15 protein-coding genes are annotated in these 17,607 nt (G+C 68.8%); 12 read left to right on the forward strand and 3 right to left on the reverse strand.

Annotated features, from left to right (window positions below; translation table 11 throughout):
* Positions 1-19 precede the first annotated feature (19 nt).
* From nirB to ACIHAX_RS09150, 10 genes are all read left to right on the forward strand, one after another.
* Positions 20-2,545, forward strand: a complete 2,526-nt coding sequence (gene nirB, locus ACIHAX_RS09105; protein ID WP_397276722.1) for a nitrite reductase large subunit NirB — start codon at positions 20-22, stop codon at positions 2,543-2,545.
* Positions 2,546-2,609: 64 nt separating this feature from the next.
* Positions 2,610-3,011 (forward strand): nitrite reductase small subunit NirD, encoded by a 402-nt coding sequence (gene nirD, locus ACIHAX_RS09110; RefSeq protein ID WP_355079807.1) that lies wholly within the window; start codon positions 2,610-2,612, stop codon positions 3,009-3,011.
* Positions 3,012-3,016: 5 nt separating this feature from the next.
* Entirely contained in the window at positions 3,017-4,258 is a 1,242-nt protein-coding gene (locus ACIHAX_RS09115) for a uroporphyrinogen-III synthase (RefSeq protein WP_355079805.1), read from the forward strand.
* A complete protein-coding gene (locus tag ACIHAX_RS09120; RefSeq protein WP_397276725.1) occupies positions 4,255-5,004 on the forward strand; it encodes a sirohydrochlorin chelatase in 750 nt (249 codons plus the stop codon). The genes ACIHAX_RS09115 and ACIHAX_RS09120 overlap by 4 nt, the downstream gene beginning before the upstream one ends.
* A gap of 589 nt (positions 5,005-5,593) precedes the next feature.
* Positions 5,594-6,091 carry a pyridoxamine 5'-phosphate oxidase family protein gene (locus ACIHAX_RS09125; protein WP_355079802.1) on the forward strand — a complete coding sequence of 166 codons (498 nt, stop codon included), beginning with the start codon at positions 5,594-5,596 and terminating at the stop codon, positions 6,089-6,091.
* Positions 6,092-6,136: 45 nt separating this feature from the next.
* Complete coding sequence (locus tag ACIHAX_RS09130) at positions 6,137-6,544, forward strand: YciI family protein (RefSeq protein ID WP_355079800.1); 408 nt, start codon at positions 6,137-6,139, stop codon at positions 6,542-6,544.
* Entirely contained in the window at positions 6,541-7,686 is a 1,146-nt protein-coding gene (locus ACIHAX_RS09135) for a DUF6596 domain-containing protein (RefSeq protein WP_355079798.1), read from the forward strand. Before ACIHAX_RS09130 ends, ACIHAX_RS09135 begins: the two co-directional genes overlap by 4 nt.
* 198 nt (positions 7,687-7,884) lie before the next feature.
* Positions 7,885-10,077: an MMPL family transporter gene (locus ACIHAX_RS09140; protein WP_397276985.1), complete on the forward strand. Its 2,193-nt coding sequence runs from the start codon at positions 7,885-7,887 to the stop codon at positions 10,075-10,077.
* A 16-nt stretch (positions 10,078-10,093) separates the two neighbouring features.
* Complete coding sequence (locus tag ACIHAX_RS09145; protein ID WP_355079796.1) at positions 10,094-10,363, forward strand: metal-sensitive transcriptional regulator; 270 nt, start codon at positions 10,094-10,096, stop codon at positions 10,361-10,363.
* Between the two features lie 42 nt (positions 10,364-10,405).
* Complete coding sequence (locus ACIHAX_RS09150) at positions 10,406-10,642, forward strand: DUF2892 domain-containing protein (RefSeq protein WP_397077419.1); 237 nt, start codon at positions 10,406-10,408, stop codon at positions 10,640-10,642.
* 171 nt (positions 10,643-10,813) lie between these two features.
* On the opposite strand, the gene ACIHAX_RS09155 is transcribed toward ACIHAX_RS09150, so the two are convergent.
* Positions 10,814-11,590 (reverse strand): SDR family oxidoreductase, encoded by a 777-nt coding sequence (locus ACIHAX_RS09155; protein ID WP_397276729.1) that lies wholly within the window; start codon positions 11,588-11,590, stop codon positions 10,814-10,816.
* A 297-nt stretch (positions 11,591-11,887) separates the two neighbouring features.
* On the opposite strand from ACIHAX_RS09155, the gene ACIHAX_RS09160 reads away from it, so the two are divergent.
* The gene (locus ACIHAX_RS09160; protein WP_397276731.1) at positions 11,888-14,767 is read left to right on the forward strand and encodes a hypothetical protein; all 2,880 of its coding nucleotides are present in this window, start codon (positions 11,888-11,890) and stop codon (positions 14,765-14,767) included.
* Positions 14,768-14,817: 50 nt separating this feature from the next.
* Here ACIHAX_RS09160 and ACIHAX_RS09165 read toward each other — a convergent pair whose 3' ends face one another.
* Positions 14,818-15,819 carry a GlxA family transcriptional regulator gene (locus ACIHAX_RS09165; protein WP_397276733.1) on the reverse strand — a complete coding sequence of 334 codons (1,002 nt, stop codon included), beginning with the start codon at positions 15,817-15,819 and terminating at the stop codon, positions 14,818-14,820.
* 141 nt (positions 15,820-15,960) lie between these two features.
* Between ACIHAX_RS09165 and ACIHAX_RS09170 the strand changes: the two genes are divergently transcribed.
* Positions 15,961-16,878 (forward strand): NAD-dependent epimerase/dehydratase family protein, encoded by a 918-nt coding sequence (locus ACIHAX_RS09170; RefSeq protein ID WP_364437614.1) that lies wholly within the window; start codon positions 15,961-15,963, stop codon positions 16,876-16,878.
* Positions 16,879-16,966: 88 nt separating this feature from the next.
* On the opposite strand, the gene ACIHAX_RS09175 is transcribed toward ACIHAX_RS09170, so the two are convergent.
* On the reverse strand, positions 16,967-17,584 hold the full coding sequence (locus tag ACIHAX_RS09175; RefSeq protein WP_397276736.1) for a chloramphenicol phosphotransferase CPT family protein: 618 nt from the start codon (positions 17,582-17,584) through the stop codon (positions 16,967-16,969).
* Positions 17,585-17,607 lie beyond the last annotated feature (23 nt).

Below are 17,607 nucleotides of genomic sequence, written 5' to 3' on the forward strand. Positions count from 1 at the left end.
AGTCCAGGAGGACCCACAGATGAACCCCACAGTCGCTCGCAAGACCGCGGTGGTCGTCGGCCACGGGATGGTCGGGCACCGGTTCGTCGAGGCGCTGCGCTCGCGCGACACCGAAGGCCAGTGGCAGGTGATCATCCTCAGCGAGGAGCAGCTGCCCGCCTACGACCGCGTCGGCCTGTCGTCCTACGTCGGCGCCTGGGACCCGAGCGCGCTCGCGCTGCCCGGCAACGAGTACGCCGGTGACGAACTGGTCGAGCTGCGGCTGGGCCAGAGCGCCGAGTCCATCGACCGGGCCGCGCGCAAGGTGACCACGTCCTCGGGCGACATCCTCGCCTACGACGCGCTCGTGCTGGCCACCGGTTCCTACCCGTTCGTGCCGCCGGTGCCCGGCCACGACAGCCCGGAATGCTTCGTCTATCGCACCCTCGACGACCTGGACGGTATCCGCGCGGCCGCCGAAGCCGCCGGTTCCGGCGCGGTGGGCGTGGTGGTCGGCGGCGGCTTGCTCGGTCTGGAGGCCGCGAACGCGCTGCGCCTGCTCGGGCTCACCCCGCACGTGGTGGAGTACAACACCCGGCTGATGCCCGCTCAGGTCGACGAGGGCGGCGGCGCCATCCTGGAGCGCCTGGTCACCGACCTCGGCTTGTACGTGCACACCGGTGTGGGCACCTCCTCGATCGAGGCGGCCGACAAGGGAGTGAAGGTCACCCTGTCCGACGAGACGGTGATCGATGCCGGGTTGGTCGTGTTCTCCGCCGGCGTCCGCCCGCGCGACCAGATCGCCCGCGACGCGGGCCTGGAGGTCGGTCCCCGCGGCGGCATCGTCACCGACCTGGGCCTGCAGACCTCCGACCCGAACATCTGGGCCATCGGCGAATGCGCCGCGGTGGAGGGCGTGTGCTACGGCCTCGTCGCGCCGGGGTACACCACCGCGGAGATCGTGGCCGACCGCCTGTTGGGCGGCGCGGGCGAGTTCCCCGGTGCGGACATGTCGACCAAGCTCAAGCTGCTCGGTGTCGACGTGGCCAGTTTCGGTGACGCGCACGGCGTCACCGAGGGCGCGCTGTCGGTGGTGCTGCACGACGCGGCCAAGGGCACCTACGCCAAGCTGGTCGTCTCCGATGACGCGAAGACCCTGCTCGGCGGCATCCTGGTCGGCGACGCCACCGCCTATTCGGCGCTGCGTCCGCTGGTCGGCCGCCCGCTGCCCGCCGAACCGGCCGCGCTGATCTCGCCCGCGGGCGCCGAACTCGGGGCCGACGCACTGCCCGACGACGCGCAGATCTGCTCCTGCAACAACGTGTCGAAGGGCGCGATCTGCGGGGCGATCGCCGAAGGCGCCTGCGACATCCCCGGGATCAAGAGCTGCACCAGCGCCGGAACCTCCTGCGGCGGTTGCGTTCCCATGCTCAAGAAGCTGCTCGAGCAGTCCGGCGTGGAGATGTCCAAGGCGCTGTGTGAGCACTTCGAGCAGTCGCGTGCGGAGTTGTTCCAGATCGTCCAGGTCACCGGCATCCGCACCTTCTCCGGCCTGATCACCAAGTACGGCAAGGGAACCGGCTGCGACATCTGCAAGCCGACCGTGGCGTCCATCCTCGCCTCCACCTCGAGCGACCACATCCTCGACGGCGAGCAGGCCGGGCTGCAGGACACCAACGACCACTTCCTGGCCAACCTGCAGAAGAACGGCACCTACTCGGTGGTGCCAAGGATGCCCGGCGGTGAGGTCACCGCCGAGCAGCTGATCACCATCGGCGAGGTGGCCAAGGAATTCGGCCTGTACGTGAAGGTCACCGGCGGTCAGCGCATCGACCTGTTCGGCGCGCGCGTCGAGCAGTTGCCGCTGATCTGGAAGCGGCTGGTGGACGCGGGCATGGAATCCGGTCACGCGTACGGCAAGTCGCTGCGCACGGTGAAGAGCTGCGTCGGCTCCACCTGGTGCCGCTACGGTCAGCAGGACTCGGTCGGCATGGCCGTGCTGCTGGAGAAGCGTTACCGCGGGCTGCGTTCGCCGCACAAGCTGAAGCTGGCGGTCTCCGGTTGCGCCCGCGAATGCGCCGAGGCGCGCGGCAAGGACGTCGGCGTGATCGCCACGGAGAACGGCTGGAACCTCTACGTCGGCGGCAACGGCGGTCTCACCCCGAAGCACGCCGTCCTGCTGGCCGGTGAACTCGACGACGAGACGCTGATCAAGTACATCGACCGGTACCTGATGTTCTACATCCGCACCGCTGATCGTTTGCAGCGCACCGCTCCGTGGCAGGAGGCCCTGGAAGGCGGCATCGATTACCTCAAGCAGGTCGTCTGCGAGGACAGCCTCGGCATCGCCGAGGATTTGGAGGCGGCGATGGCTCAGCACGTTGCCGGCTACCGCGACGAATGGGCCGCGGTGTTGGAAGACGAAGAGAAGCTGTCTCGCTTCGTATCGTTCGTCAACGCCCCGGAGGAAGCCGATCCGACGATTTCCTTCGACGAATCCGGGGAGCGGAAAGTTCCCGTCCTGCTCGGACTGCCGGAAGTTCCGGTCGCCACGCAGGGGAAATGACCGCTTAACCGCATGGAAACAGAACGTCGGTACCAATGAGTAAGGCGTTTGGAGGATGACACCGATGACCGTGATCGATACCCCCGGCATCGCCGCAGCTACCACCACTGGGTGGACGCAGGCCTGCCGTCTCGACTACCTGATTCCCGGCCGCGGCGTTGCGGTGTTGCTCAAAGGTGGCCGACAGGCCGCCCTTTTCCTGCTGGAGAACGGCATGCTGTATGCCGTCGGCAATATCGATCCGATCGGCCGGGCGGCGGTCATGTCGCGCGGGATCGTCGGCGACCGCGGCGGGGCGCCCGTCGTGGCCTCGCCGCTGCTGAAGCAGGCCTTCTCCCTGGTCGACGGGCGTTGCCTGGACGACGAATCGGCGATGCTGCCGGTGTACGCGGTGCGCGTGGACGACGGCATCGTCTCGATTTCCAACGAGCCGGTGGCCACCGCGCTCGCGTCCTCGGATGGATGAACCCAATGACAACAGTTGACGCGGGCGCGAGCCTGGCCGGATTCACGGTGGGCATCACGGCGGCCCGTCGGGCGGAGGAATTCGCCACACTGCTGGAACGCCGGGGCGCGAACATCGTTTCCGCACCGGCAATCCGCATCATCCCGCTCGCCGACGACAACGAGCTGGAGCGGGTGACCCGGCAGTTGGTCGCCGATCCACCGCAGATCACCGTGGCCACCACGGGAATCGGCTTCCGTGGGTGGATGGAGGCCGCCGAGGGTTGGGGTCTCGCCGAGGACCTGCGCGCGACGCTTGGGACCACTCGGATGCTCGCCCGCGGCCCGAAGGCCAAGGGCGCTATCCGCGCCGCGGAACTGCGCGAAGAGTGGTCGCCAGCCTCCGAGTCGTCCGCCGAAGTGCTCGATCACCTGCTCGCCGAGGGCGTGGAAGGTGTTCGGATCGCCGTGCAGTTGCACGGGGCCACCACCGAGTGGGAGCCGGTGCCCGACTTCTGCGAGGTATTGCGTTGCGCGGGAGCGGATGTCGTTCCGGTGCCGGTGTACCGCTGGGTGCCGCCGGACGATCAGGGGCCGATGGACCACCTGATCGAGGCCATCGTCACTTCGGGCATGGACTGCGTCACCTTCACCAGCGCCCCCGCCGTGGCGTCGATGTTGATGCGCGCCAAGGAGACCGGGCTGCTGGAAGGGCTGCTGTACGCGCTGCGCGGCCGGGTGCTGCCCGCCTGCGTCGGCCCCATCACGGCCGCGCCGCTGGAGGAACTCGGGGTGCCCACCTCGATGCCGGGCCGAGCCAGGCTGGGGGCGCTGGCCCGCCACGTCGCCGAGGAACTGCCCAGGCGGGCCAACCGGATTCACGCCGCAGGCCACATCATCAGCGTGCGCGGCGCGTGCGTAGTGGTCGACGGTGAGGTGCGTCAGCTGGCGCCCGCGCCGATGGCATTGATGCGTTCGCTGGCCCGCCAGCCCGGTCGGGTCGTCTCGCGCGAGGATCTGTTGGCCGCGCTGCCCGGCGGCGGGGACGACACGCACGCGGTGGAGACCGCTATCGCCCGGCTGCGCGCCGGACTCGGCACGCCGAAAGCGATCCAGACCGTGGTCAAACGTGGGTATCGGCTCGCGCTGGACCCGGCGGAATGTATCGACAACAACCCACGGCCCACCGCGACAGGAGGACCGCAGGTGCCCGGTGTCGGAATTCCGACCCGGGCACCTCGGTACATCCAGACTGCGGGGAGCTGGTGACCGCGCCCGCCCTGGTGCTCGTGGCCCACGGGACCCGCAGCACCAAGGGCGTGCAGATGATCGCGGCGCTCGCCGAGGCCGTGACGAAGGAGCTCGGTGCCGGGATTTCGGGGCCCGGCACCGAGACGCCCTGGGTGCGTACGGCATTCGTGGATGTCCTCGGTCCTTCGCCTTCGGAAGTGCTGCGCGATCTGGTGACCCCGGCCGGGGAATCCGTGCCTGCCGTGGTGGTTCCGGCGTTCCTGGCCTCGGGTTATCACGTCTACCAGGACGTGCCGCGCGAGGTCGCCGAGAGCGACCATCCCGCGGTGACGGTCACGCCCGCCATGGGACCGGATCCGGCGCTCGCGCGGATCATGGCGATGCGTCTGCGTGCCGCGGGTTGGCGTGAGGGTGACGCGGTGGTCTTCGCCGCCGCGGGCTCCTCGGACGCCCGGGCCCGCCAGGATGTCCGGCGCGCGGCCGCGCTGCTGGCCGAACACCTCGGCGTTCCGGTCCGTATCGGCTACGTCGCGACCGGTGCGCCGCGGGTGCCGGAGGTCGTCGCGGAACTGCGCGCGGCGGGGACGGGCCGGGTGTTCGTCGCCTCCTATCTGCTCGCGCACGGCCTGTTCCAGCAGCGTCTGCACGAGGCGGGCGCGGACGGCGTCGCCGAACCCATCGGCGTGCACCCGGCGGTGGTCCGCTTGATCGCCGAGCGCTATCGGGTCGCAGCCGGCGAGTTGGTGCGGGCGCGGGTTCGCTGAGCATCGGCCGTCCACCGCGGAATCGGTGGCGCGAGGACGCGAGCCGGCGCGATCGATGCCGTTCGATCGATTCGCGTACCGGTAGTTGCCGCGCCGAAAAAGCAATGTTCGGCCTATCTCCTGGTAGCGGGCGATTCGTTGGGTCGGGCCAGCTGGAGTTGGCGGAACTGGACGTTTCCTGCTGGCGCGGGCGGTTCGCCGACGTTTCTGTTCCGGCTGGCGTGTGAGTATCCGAGCGTGGCGCGGGTGATCCGGCCGAGACCGGAGACGGCGGTGCGCCAGGTCGCACACCCATGCCCAGCAGGAACCCGTGACCGTCGGCGCACAAGGTCACGCCGAAGCAATGCGGCGAGCTGAACGCGCTGCCAACCGTTCCTCGCCACGATGGGCCGCCGCGTGAACCGGCAGTTGCCGCTACTCTCCTCCACTGATCCGCAGATCCGGGCCGATTGGATCGGCAGCCTGTTCCGCGGCGAGCGCATAGGGTGGGCGCGGCTCCGGATGTCGAGAACGTCCGGTCGGCTCCGTCCCAGGGATACGAGCGGCTACGGACATGTCGCTCGACCACCCCGACGTAGGAGCGATCACCATGCGAGCGACCGAGATCACCGAGATCCTGAACCGTCCGATCAGCCAGGAGCTGCTGGCCCGCGACCTGACCCGGCTGGCCTATGTCGCCACGGATGGCACACCGCGCAGCATCCCGATCGGCTTCACCTGGAACGGCTCGGAGATCGTGCTGTGCACCACGAAGAACGCCCCCAAGTTGTTCGCACTGCGCAAGAACCCGATGGTTGCCCTGACCATCGACACCGAGGTCCACCCGCCCAAGCTGCTGCTCATCCGCGGGCGCGCTGAGCTTGACGTCGTCGACGGCATCCCGGACGAGTATCTCCAGATGAACGGCAGCTACGAGATGACACCCGAGCAGCGCGTCGAGTGGGAGGCCGAGGTCCGCTCGCTCTACGACGGCATGGTCCGGATCGTCGTCACCCCGACTTGGGCGAAACTCATCGACTTCGAGACAACACTGCCCAGCCCGGTAGAGGAGTTGATTCGGCAACGGGCCGAACGTCAGCATGCCTGAGAGCGACGCGGCAAGAATGGGCCCTACCGATCCAAGGAGAAGATGATGGCCAAGTATCTGCTGCTCAAGCACTACCGAGGCGCACCGGCATCGGTCAACGACGTGCGGATGGACCAGTGGACCCCGGAAGAACTCGCGGCCCACGTCCAGTACATGCAGGACTTCGCCGCGCGGCTCGAGGCCACCGGCGAGTTCGTCGACAGTCAAGCGCTCTCCCCGCAGGGCACGTTCGTCCGCTCGGACGGCGAGGGCCGCCCGCCGGTCACCGATGGACCGTTCGCCGAGACGAAGGACCTGATCGCCGGCTGGATGGTGATCGACGTCGAGACCTACGAGCGCGCCATCGAGCTGGCCGCGGAGCTGTCCGCCGCACCCGGTGCGGGCGGGAAGCCGGTCCAGGAGTGGCTCGAGGTGCGGCCGTTCCTCACCGCGCTGCCCACGGTCACCGAGTGAACGAGTCGCTGCTGCGGGAACTCGTGCCCGCGGTGATCGGTGTCCTCGTCCGGCGCGGAGCCGACTTCGCGTCGGCCGAGGACGCCGTGCAGGAGGCGCTGATCCGCGCGCTGCGAAGCTGGCCCGACGATCCACCGCGCGATGCGAAAGCCTGGCTCGTCGCGGCCGCCTGGCACAAGTTCCTCGATGTCGCCCGGACCGAAACGTCGCGGCGCGGGCGGGAACTCGCCGTGGAGGTCGAGCCGCCGACCGGCCCGGTGCCGGGCACGGACGACTCACTGTGGCTCTACTTCCTGTGCGCGCACCCGTCGCTGTCGCCCGGCTCGGCCGTCGCGTTGACGCTGCGCGCGGTCGGCGGCCTGACGACGCGGCAGATCGCGACGGCCTACCTGGTGCCCGAAGCGACCATGGCACAACGGATCAGCCGGGCCAAGCGGCGTCTCGCTGGGCTGCCGCTCGATCGACCCGGCGACCTGGCGACGGTGCTGCGCGTCCTCTACCTCGTCTTCAACGAGGGTTACGGCGGGGACGTCGATCTGGCAGCCGAAGCGATCCGCCTCACCCGTCAGCTGGCGGGCTCCACCGACGAGCCCGAGGTCGCGGGCCTGTTGGCGCTCATGCTGCTGCACCATGCCCGCCGCGCGTCTCGCCTCGGCCCTGGCGGTCGCCTGGTGCCGCTCGGTGCACAGGACCGATCACGTTGGGACACCGGCCTGATCGCCGAAGGAGTGACGATTCTGCAAGCCGCGCTGGCTCGCGACCGCTTGGGCGAATACCAAGCGCAGGCCGCGATCGCCGCCCTGCACGCGGATGCGCCGAGCGCCGCCGAGACGGACTGGGTGCAGATCGTGGAGTGGTACGACGAACTACTGCACCTCACGGGTAGCCCGGTGGTGCGACTCAACCGCGCGGTCGCCGTCGGCGAGGCCGACGGACCGCAAGCCGGCTTGGCAGAGCTGAGCGAGGTGGATTCCGATCTGCCCCGGTACACCGCCGTTCGCGCCTATCTCCTCGAACGCGCCGGCGACCTCGAGCAGGCCGCCGAGCTGTACGCCGAGGCATCCCGAGCAGCCACCAGCGCGCCGGAACGCGACCACCTCACCCGTGAGGCGGCGCGGGTGAGGCAGTCACTGCGTTCGTGAGCACGGGTTGCTCACCCACACGGAGTCTGCTCCCCTCGCTGCTGTCATCGGGAGTCTCCGAACCTGTGGGGTATGCCACTACATCTCATATACCCCCATGGGTATAGTCGGTTATGCCCCCAGGGGTATGCCAGAGCAGGTTGAGTGCTGCGATTCGTACAGCAGGGAAAGGGAGCGCCGATGCGGCCGACGACATTCATGGGGCAGGACCGGGTCGACGCCGGCAAGTCGGTGCGGCCCGGCGGCCTGCTGGCGCGATGGGGCGCGATGATGGCAGGGCGGGCCCGGATCGTGTTCGCGGTGTGGCTGTTGTCGCTGGTGGCGCTCGGGGCGGCGGCGCCCGGCGTGTTCACCTCGTTGGCCGGAGCCGGATGGCAGGCCGATGGTTCGGAGTCGGTGCGGGTCCGTGAGCTGGCCCAGCAACACTTCGGCGGGAATTCGTCGGCGGCGGTGCAGGTAGTGGTGCATTCCGACACCGAGACCGTCGCCGATCCGACGATGCGGCAGACATTGGGCCGGATCTCGGCGATCTTCGCGGACGATTCCCGCTTCGGCGCCGTCGTCCCGCCGCAGCCGGGCATGACGATCAGCCCGGACGGCCACACCGGCATCCTGATCGCGGGTGCGAACGCCTCCACCGACGACATGGTCAAGGCCGTCGACGAGCACAAGGCGGCGCTGACCGCGCTGTCCGGGGACGGAGTCGAGGTCTATCCCACCGGTGCGTCGGCGTTGTGGAGCGATTTCAACAAGGCCAACCACGAGGCGATGCTCGAGGCCGAGCTGTTCTCCTGGCCGGTCACGCTGGCGATCATGGTGCTGGCCTTCGGCTCGCTGGTCGCTGCCGGGCTTCCGCTGCTGCTGACGGTGGCCGGGCTGGTCGCCTCGGCCGGTGGTCTGGTGCTGCTCAACCACCTCACGCCGATCTCGGTGTGGGCGATGAACTTCGCCATGATGTTCGCTCTCGCGTTGGGCATCGACTACGCGCTGTTCTTGGTCGCCCGCTTCCGTGACGCGCTCACCAAGTCCGCCGATTCCCGTTCGGCGGTGGCCGAGACCATGGCCACCGCGGGCAAGGCTGTCGTGCTCTCCGGGTTGACCGTGCTGGTCAGCCTGTCGGCGGTGCTGCTCGTTCCGGCGCCCGCGGTGCGCACCATGGCCGTGGGAATCATGCTCGCGGTGGTGTTCGTGCTCGCCGCCACGCTGACGTTGCTGCCTGCGGCGCTGGGCGCGCTGGGTGGCCGGATCAACGCCGCGGCACTGCCGTACGCGACCCGTCAGCAGCATCGCTCGCCGCGGTTCGCCCGCTGGGGGCAGCTACTGCACGATCACCCGTGGCCGTTCGCGCTCGCAGGGCTCGGTGTGCTGGCGGCGCTGGCGTTGCCTGCCACCGGATTGCAGGTCGCGATGCCCTCGATCCAGGTCGTGCCCGCCGACGCGCCCGTGCGCCAGGGCTACGAACTGGTCCAGCGTCAACTCGGCGAGGGCGCGCCAGGCGCATTGCAGATCGTCGTCCCCGAGGCCGAAGCCGCCCGCACCGCCGAGTCGGCAGCCACGACCGACGGCATCGCTACAGTCACGCCGCCCGCGCCCGCCGCGGATGATTCCGGCCTGGTCATGATGCAGGCGCTGCCCGCCGTCGATCCTTCCGACGACCGGCTGGGCGGCATCCTCGACAACCTGCGTGAGCGACTGCCTGCCGATGCCCTCGTCGGCGGCGCACCGGCGGAAAACCTCGACTTGCAACAGGCGCTCGACGACTATCTGCCGATCGTCGTCGGGGTGATCCTCGTCCTGGGCTTCGTCCTGCTGTTGGTGGCGTTGCAAGCGCCGCTCATCGCCGCGCTGGGCACCTTGGTCAGCCTTTTGTCGACCGCGGCCGCGTTCGGTGTGGCGAAGCTGATCTTCCAGGACGGTCACGGTGCGGGCCTGCTCGGCTTCGGTCCGCAGGGATTCCTCGACGGTTGGGGACCGGTGTTCTTCTTCGCGATGATCTTCGCCATCGCCATGGACTACACCGTGTTCCTGTTGGCCACGGCCAAGGAGCACTACGAGCGCTCGCGAGATCCCCGGACGGCGGGCATCGACGGGCTGGCCCACTCCGGCCGGGTCATCTTCGCCGCAGCGGCGGTCATGGTCGCGGTGTTCTTCACCTTCGCGCTGGCCGATCCGCTTCCGCCGAAAGAGATGGGCATCATCCTCGGCGTCGCGGTGCTGCTGGACGCGGTGGTGGTGCGCTTGGTGTTGCTGCCGGTCGCGCTGCGCTTGACCGGTAGGGCCGCGTGGTGGTCCCCGGCTTGGCTGCGCCGGATTCTGCCCACCGTCAGTTTCGCCCACGAGCGGACAGAGTCGGCGGATGATACCCCAAGGGGTATTGTGAAGACTAAGTGAGAGAAGGAGAAACATCATGGTCGGCGACGAAGACGCCATCGCCTCGGTACTCAATCGGCTGCGCCGCGCGCACGGCCAGCTCGCCGGAGTGATCGCGATGATCGAGCAGGGCCGGGACTGCAAAGACGTGGTCACCCAGCTCGCCGCGGTCTCCAAGGCACTGGACCGAGCGGGTTTCAAGATCGTCGCCACCGGGCTGCGGGAATGCCTCGCGAACCCCGACGCCGAGACCGCCGATCCGATGACGGTGGATCAACTGGAGAAACTGTTCCTTGCCCTCGCGTGACGCACGCGTTCCGCGAGGGCGTGATCTGGAGAAGGATGACCGATGATCGAATCCAGCTGGCCAGGTGAATGGACCATCGCACGCCTGGTTCCGCTGCTGGCCGGAACGTTCGTGCTGCTCGGCACCGTACTCGCCGCGACGATCTCGGCGTGGTGGCTGCTGCTTCCCGCCCTGGTCGGGGCCAATCTGCTGCTCTACAGCGCCGTGGGCTGGTGCCCGGCCACCCTGCTCATGCGCCGCGCCGGCATTCCCGCGGGCGCCAGCCCGAATTCGCGCTGACCGACATCGACGCGCTCGGCGGCCGTCGAATCGGCGGCGGCCGACAGAGCCTGAGCGGCGCTGAACCGGCCGCGGTTCGCGGGCGGGCCGGGCGTCGGATCGCGTGCGCCCGGACGATTGGGCCCGCCCCGTTCGCGTCGGCAATGAGTCGGTGCGGTCGAAGTCTCGCGGTCAGGAAGGCTTCTTCCGACCGGTGTAGGGATTCGCCGGATTCGACGCGACGAACTGTGACCAGGTCTGCGTGCCGTCGGGATGATCCGGGCATGTGTTCAGCCCGGCCCGGAACGTGCTCCCGACTCGTCCCGGAACGGGGAGCGGGACGATACGCCGGGGCCGATGCCGGACACCCTGCCAAACCCGCGCCAACTGTGCCATCGTCAGCACCTCCGGACCGCCGAAGTCGGGTGCCCGGCCGAGCGGCTCGCCCATGGCCAACTCGGCCACCCGCCGCGCCACGTCGGCGGCGGCGACAGGCTGGAAACGAAAGGTCGTGGGCAACGGCGCCACCGGCCATTTCTCGACGGTCCGCAACAGCGCAGCGATCAGCTCGTGAAACTGCGTCGCCCGCAGGATCGTGTGCGGGACGCCGCTGTCGACGACGGCTTGCTCGCAGGCCAGCTTGTTGCGGTAGTACCAGAACGGGATCCGGTCGATTCCGACGATCGACACGTAGAGCAGGTGCCGAACCTCCCGTGCATGCCGCAGCAGGTTCTCGGTTTGCTCGAGGTCCGCGCCACCCGCGCGACGAAAATCCGAAGCCGCGTGCACGATCACTTCGGTTCCCGCCACCGCCTCCGCTACGCCGACACCGGTTCGCAGGTCGCCGACGTGCGTGCCCGCGCCAGGGCGACGGGACAGTACCCGTACGTCATGGCCCGCTTCACGCAACCGATCGACCACTTGTCTGCCCAGCGCGCCGGTTCCGCCCGTGACGAGAATCTTGGTCATGGACCACTTCTACCGCCGAAGTCCGCGGGAACGTGCGAGGCCGTCGTCACACGGTGCGTCGCCCAGGACATTCGCGGCATGACGTGGTGACCGAACGCCGAATCGCCTGTCCTCGTCTCATATCGGCGAAAATGATTGCAGGACTGATCTTCTGGTATCGAGCTCCGAACGCTGACGCGGTGGTTGAATCGATGTCGAGGCGAGTGCAGGAGCCTCTACGATCGGGAGAGAGGACCTGATGCCGGTGGGAGGCGTGGCTCGTGGTGGCGCGAACGCGGTAGGACGCGAGGAGCGGTTGTGCGTGCGGGGCTGAGGCGCCGCACCACCCGTGCGGACACCGGATACGGCGCGTTCCTGTCCTACAGCGGCGAGCGGGACCGTGCGGTGCTTCCGCTGGTCCAGAACGCGATCGAGAAGCTGCCACGACCCTGGTACCGCTTCCCGCGAACGCGCATCTTCCTCGACTACAGCGGTGTCCCGATCGGTGCCGAACTGTGGGGCAAGATCGTCGCGGGCCTGTCGCGTTCCGAGTGGCTCGTCGTGGTGGCTTCACCCGAGGCCGCAGGCTCCAAATGGGTGGACCGCGAAATCGAGTGGTGGCTGGCGAATCGGTCTCCCGAGACGATATTGCTGGTCCTCAGTGCCGGGTCCCTGTTCTGGGACGAAGAAGCCGGGGATTGGGACCGGGCGCGCTCGACCGCCCTACCGCCACGCCTGTTCGGTGTTTTCGCGTCCGAACCCGTATACAAAACGCTCAAATGGCGTGCGGACGCGAACGGAGTCCCGCGTCCGGACATCGACGCCATCGCGGTCGGGATCGCCGCGGTGATTCGCGGCGTCTCCGAGGCCGACGTCAAATCCGAGGGTTACCAGCAGACCAAGCGGAACTTGCGCTGGGCGAGAACCGCCATCGGCGCGTTGGTCATCTTGCTCGTCGTGGCACTGATCGCGGCGGTCGTGGCTCGGGTGCAGAGCAATCGCGCCGAGGAGCAGGCCAAGATCGCCACGGCGCGGCTCATGGCCTCCGTCGCCGACACCAAGATGGCCACGGATGTCCGCGCGGCCCTGCTGCTGGCCGTGGCGGCGTACCGTCTCGACCCGAGTCCACGTCACCAAGCCGCCCTGCTGCGCGCGAATCTGGCCAGTCCGAAAGTCGCTCGTTACGTGGCGGCACCTGCGGAGGTCACGGCCTTGCAGAGCAGTGCCGACGGTCGAACCGTCGTTGCCGGGCTCGCCGATGGACAAGTCGTGACATGGGCGCCGGGAGGCTCGGTGACGACCTCGGTCGCGCGTTTGCCCGGCGAGATCCGCTCGCTGGCCGTCGCCGCGGACGGCCGGACGGTTCTCGCCACGGATGGCGCCTCGATCACACTGTGGGGCAGCAACTCCGGTCGGCCGGACTTCGGCGTGCCCGGCGCGAGCGAAGTCGATGTCGTCGCCGTATCCGCGTCCGGGAAGTTCGGTGCGGTCCATCGCAGGCAGACCAAGGCGGCGGAAGGCACCCCGGGGACGGTCGACATCATCGACAATGCCGCTGGACGGGTTCTCTCGTCACATCCGATCGACCGAGCGGTGACGAGCATGGTGTTCACCGACGACACGGCGTTGCGTCTGCTCGAAACCGGCGGCAAGGTGCGGCAGATCTCGCTTCGCGGCGGCGCCGACCGAGATCTTTCACCTTTCGACACCGACAACGCCTGCGGCGACGGCCAAGGCGTCGGGGAATTGTCGCCCGACGGGTCCTCGTTCGCCTGCGCCGTCTTGCCCGGTATTCCGGCGCCGGTTTTCCGGCTGCGTCCGACTCCGAGCGCTGTGCGCCCAGAGCCCGGATATGTGGGCGTCGCGATGCCGAGGCGATCGGCTCCCGCCGTGCTCAGCCGCTCGGCGCGGATAGCGGCGGTGCCCAGTGCCGACGCCGGGTTCTATGTCGGGCCCGTCACCGGCGAGCCGAGGCCTCCGGAACCGCCACCGCTGATCACCGGTACCGCCGTCGATTTCGACCGGAAGCTACTGCGTTTCCTCGGGACCTCCGAAACGCAGCTGGTTTCGGCGTCCGGGCGACTGATCACCCTGTGGGATCTCGCGCAGCGCGACCGGCTGGCGAAATCTTTAGCGGTGCCGATCGTCAAAGGATGCAATTCTTGTGAACCAAGCTTGTCGCTGTCCCCGGACGGGCGCACCGCAGTGATCACCGGTCAGGACAAAGATCCGGGAGAATCGGCGCTCAACAGTGACGTGGTGATCATCCAACAGCTCGGGCCGAACCCCTCCCGGCAGCTCTCCATACCGGGACTATCCGGGAAACTCGCCTGGCGCGCGGATGGCACGATGCTGGCAATCGCCGCGAATCCGGCATCCGGCTACGAGCGACGTGTATCCCCGCCCAAACCCCACGTGGAGACTCCGTTCGAGGTGACGGTCCTGTCCTCGCCACCACCGCAGATCAGCGTCGAGGCGGCCGGTGTGTCGTCCGTATCACCCACCGCTGTTTCTCTCGACAGCAGGGGGCGGGCGTATCTGCATGATCTGGCCACCGGCGGCATCAACTCGGAATTCATCCCGCTGGGCGGCGCGGTCGACACAGACCATGTCGTCGAAGCGGGAATCGACGCGGCCGGAGAGTTCCTGGTCATGCGCGATGCCGAGCACATATCGGTCTATGACTTGGCGCGAGAGCAAAACGCGCACGACATCGACGGCAAGGACGCGCAGTCGGTGTTGTTCGCCGGACGGCATCTGCTGATCCGCCGGAAAGACAGCATAGAGATCTGGGATCGGACCGGCTCGCATCGAGAGCGGACGATCCCCTTCCGCAGTACTCGGAACTCGGCCGCGCAGCTCGCCGCCGCTGCGGACGCGAACGTGGTCGTCGCGAAAGACGAGGCAGGCTATCTGACTGTCTTCGCCGCCGACGGCACGAATCTGGGCGAACTCGAGCCTGATTCCGTTTGGCACGTCCCATCCGCCGTCGCCTTGTCCGCTGATGGACGGTATCTCGTGACGGTGAATCCCGGTCCCGCGTTCTCCGGCGGCGTCGATGGGACGCTGATCGAACGGGACATCTCACCGGACGGCCTGATCCGGGCCGCTTGTGCGCATGCTGGTCCGGATCTCACCGGCGCCGAATGGAACGCCTTGATGGGAGTCGCGCGTCCCGCTCAAGCCCGCTGCCCGTAGGGCGCGTTCGACTGCCGCCGGCGTTTCGCTCAGTCGGCGTGACGGCTCCTTCATGGGCTGGTCGGTCTTCCGGCGCCGACCGCCCTGTCCGCGAAATCCGGATGTGCCGGCGACCGGGTGAACGACGCCCGATAGCTGCTCGGTGGCACTCCGACGTGCCGGATCATGTGCTGGCGCAGCGACTCCGCCGAGCCGATGCCGCTGTGCCTGGCCACCTGGTCCATCGGCAGCGTCGTGGATTCCAGTAGCTCCCTGGCGCGTTGCAGGCGCTGGTGCAGCAGCCATTTCTGCGGGCTGAGGCCGGTCTCCTCGTGGAAGCGGCGGGTGAGCGTGCGCACGCTGGTGCGGGCGTGGGCGGCCAGATCGTCCAGCGACAACGGTAGGTCCAGCCGTCGCAGCGCCCAGGCGCGGGTGTCGGCGAGCGTCACGCCGTTCTCGGCGGGCAAGGGCGCGTCCACGAACTGGGCTTGGCCGCCGGGCCGCACCGGGGTGACGACGGCCGTGCGCGCGGCCGCGTTCGCGACGGTCGCGCCGTAGTCGGCGCGAATCAGATGCAGGCACAGGTCGATTCCGGCCGCCGCGCCCGCGGCCGTGGTGATCGGGCCGTCTTCGATGAACAGCGCGTCACTGCGGACCGACACGTCCGGGTGGTTCGCCGCCAGTTCGTCGGCGAGAGCCCAGTGGGTGGTGGCGGTGCGGCCGGACAGCAGGCCGGCCTGCGCCAGCACGAAGGCGCCGCTGCAAATCGAGGTGACGCGCTTGCCCGCGGCCACCGCGCGACGCAGGGCGGTCAGCGTGGCGGCGTCCGCGTCGGCGCGGCTTCCGGTGCTCGGCACGATGACGATGTCCGCCTCCTCGATCGCCGCCAAGCCCCGGGAGACGACCACGTCGAATCCACCCAGCCCTGCGGGCAGCACGCCGGGCACGGCGGTGCACACCACGATGCGGTAGCCGGGCTCGCCGTCGACCATCGCCGCGCCCAGCACCGTTTCCGGCATGGCCAGGTCGAAAGCTTTCACCGGAGGAACCGCGACGACGGCGACAGTCTGCATGGCCTGATCCTTGGGATAGTTGGCAATCCAGCCAGTAGCTTACCCGTCGCCGCACCGGCAGGCTGAGTAGCGCACGACCGGCGAACGGCACCCCGAATGCCGCAGGTCGTGTGGAAACACTTGTCGCAGAGAGGAATACGCATGCATTCGCATGTCATCGTCGGACGTGGCGCCACCGCTTCGGCCACCGCGGCGCTACTGGCCGGGTCCGGCGACCGGGTACGCATGGTCAGCCGCAGCGGCGCGGGGCCCGAGCACCCGAACATCGAACGAATCGCCCTCGACGCCTCGGACGCGGACGCGCTGACCGCTGTCGCCGAAGGCGCCGAAACCCTGTTCAACATGGCCATGCCCGCGTATCACACCTGGCCGGAGACCATCCCGCCGCTGTTCGGGTCCATTCGCTCCGCCGCCGAGCGGTCCGGTGCGAATTACGTGATGCTCGGCAACCTGTACGGCTATGGTCCCGCCGACGGGCCGGTCACCGAGCAGGCACCGCTGGCGGCCACCGGGCCGAAAGGGCGGGTTCGCGCCCGCATGTGGCGGGAAGCGGAAGAGGCGCACCGGGCGGGCCGAGTGCGCGTCACCGAGGTCAGGGCGTCCCAATTCATCGGTCCCGGCGCGATCTCGGTGTTCTCGCTCCTCGCCCAGCCGAAGATCTCGGCGGGGCAGTTGGCGCTGCTGCCGCAGGAACTCGACCTTCCGCATGCCTACACCGCGGTCGGCGACGCGGCGGCGGCAGCGGTCGCCGTCGCCCGCGACGAGCGCGCGTGGGGCAGGCCGTGGCATGCGCCGAGCATCACCGCGACCGCGCGGGAGCTGGCCGGACGATTCGCCGCGGCGGCCGGGGCGCCCGAGCCGCGGCTGGCGGTCATGAGCGATCGCGAACTGACGCTGCTCGGCCTCACCGACCCGTTCTGGCCGGAGTTGTTCGAGACCTACCACATGTCGCACGCGGCCTTCACGGTCGACGACTCGGCCATTCGCGACACCTTCGGCCTGAAGGCATCCGACCCGGACGAGGTGTTCGCGCAGGTCGTGCACGCGGCTCGAGCGTGATCCGGACCGCACAGCGTGGCGGCGCGGTGAGGTCGAGATCTTCGCCGAAAGGTGAGCACCCGCTGGCGGACGCTCGCGCGGACATCGGTCAGGAAGACGTCGCCTTCCCCGCGAACTGCTGTCGTCGCAGGACAGTTCTGGCCAGTTCGGCGGGGGTGCCCGTGCTGGTGTCAACGGTCGTGTCGTAAGTGGCGCCGTGTTCGTGCACCAGGTGGAAATGGCCGCGCGCCAAGCCTTTTTTGACGTCGCGTCCGCGCGCCTGTTCACGCCGCTCCGCCACGGCCAGCGGGCAGGTGACGCGCACCAGCTGCACGTCCAGCCCGGCCAGCGCGGCCATCCAGATTGGCAGTAGATCCGCGCTCAGCAACATCTCGTCGATCACCAGGTGGTCCCCGCCGTGGGCGAAGGCGGCGGCCGCGGCGCAGGCGGAACGCAGCATCCGCCGCCCGACCTCGCCGTAGCGGATGACCACCATCGGGCTGCCGTCCGCGTCCCGGCCGCGGTCGTACCAGAATCCCTCTCGGCTGAGCGGACTGTCACGTCCTCCGCCCCAGTTCGGCGGAATGAGCTGGAACAACGTGTCGATGCCCCAGTAGACGAAGGGGATGTCGCTCTCGTCCTGGATGGCTCGCGCCAAGGTCGTCTTACCCGAGCTCGACGTTCCGTTGAGGAAGATGACGCGGCTGGGCGGTTCGACGCTGCGCATCCCGCCACGCTACCGGGCCATCG

Source organism: Nocardia sp. NPDC051929 (genome assembly GCF_044548645.1).
Taxonomy (GTDB): domain Bacteria; phylum Actinomycetota; class Actinomycetes; order Mycobacteriales; family Mycobacteriaceae; genus Nocardia; species Nocardia sichangensis.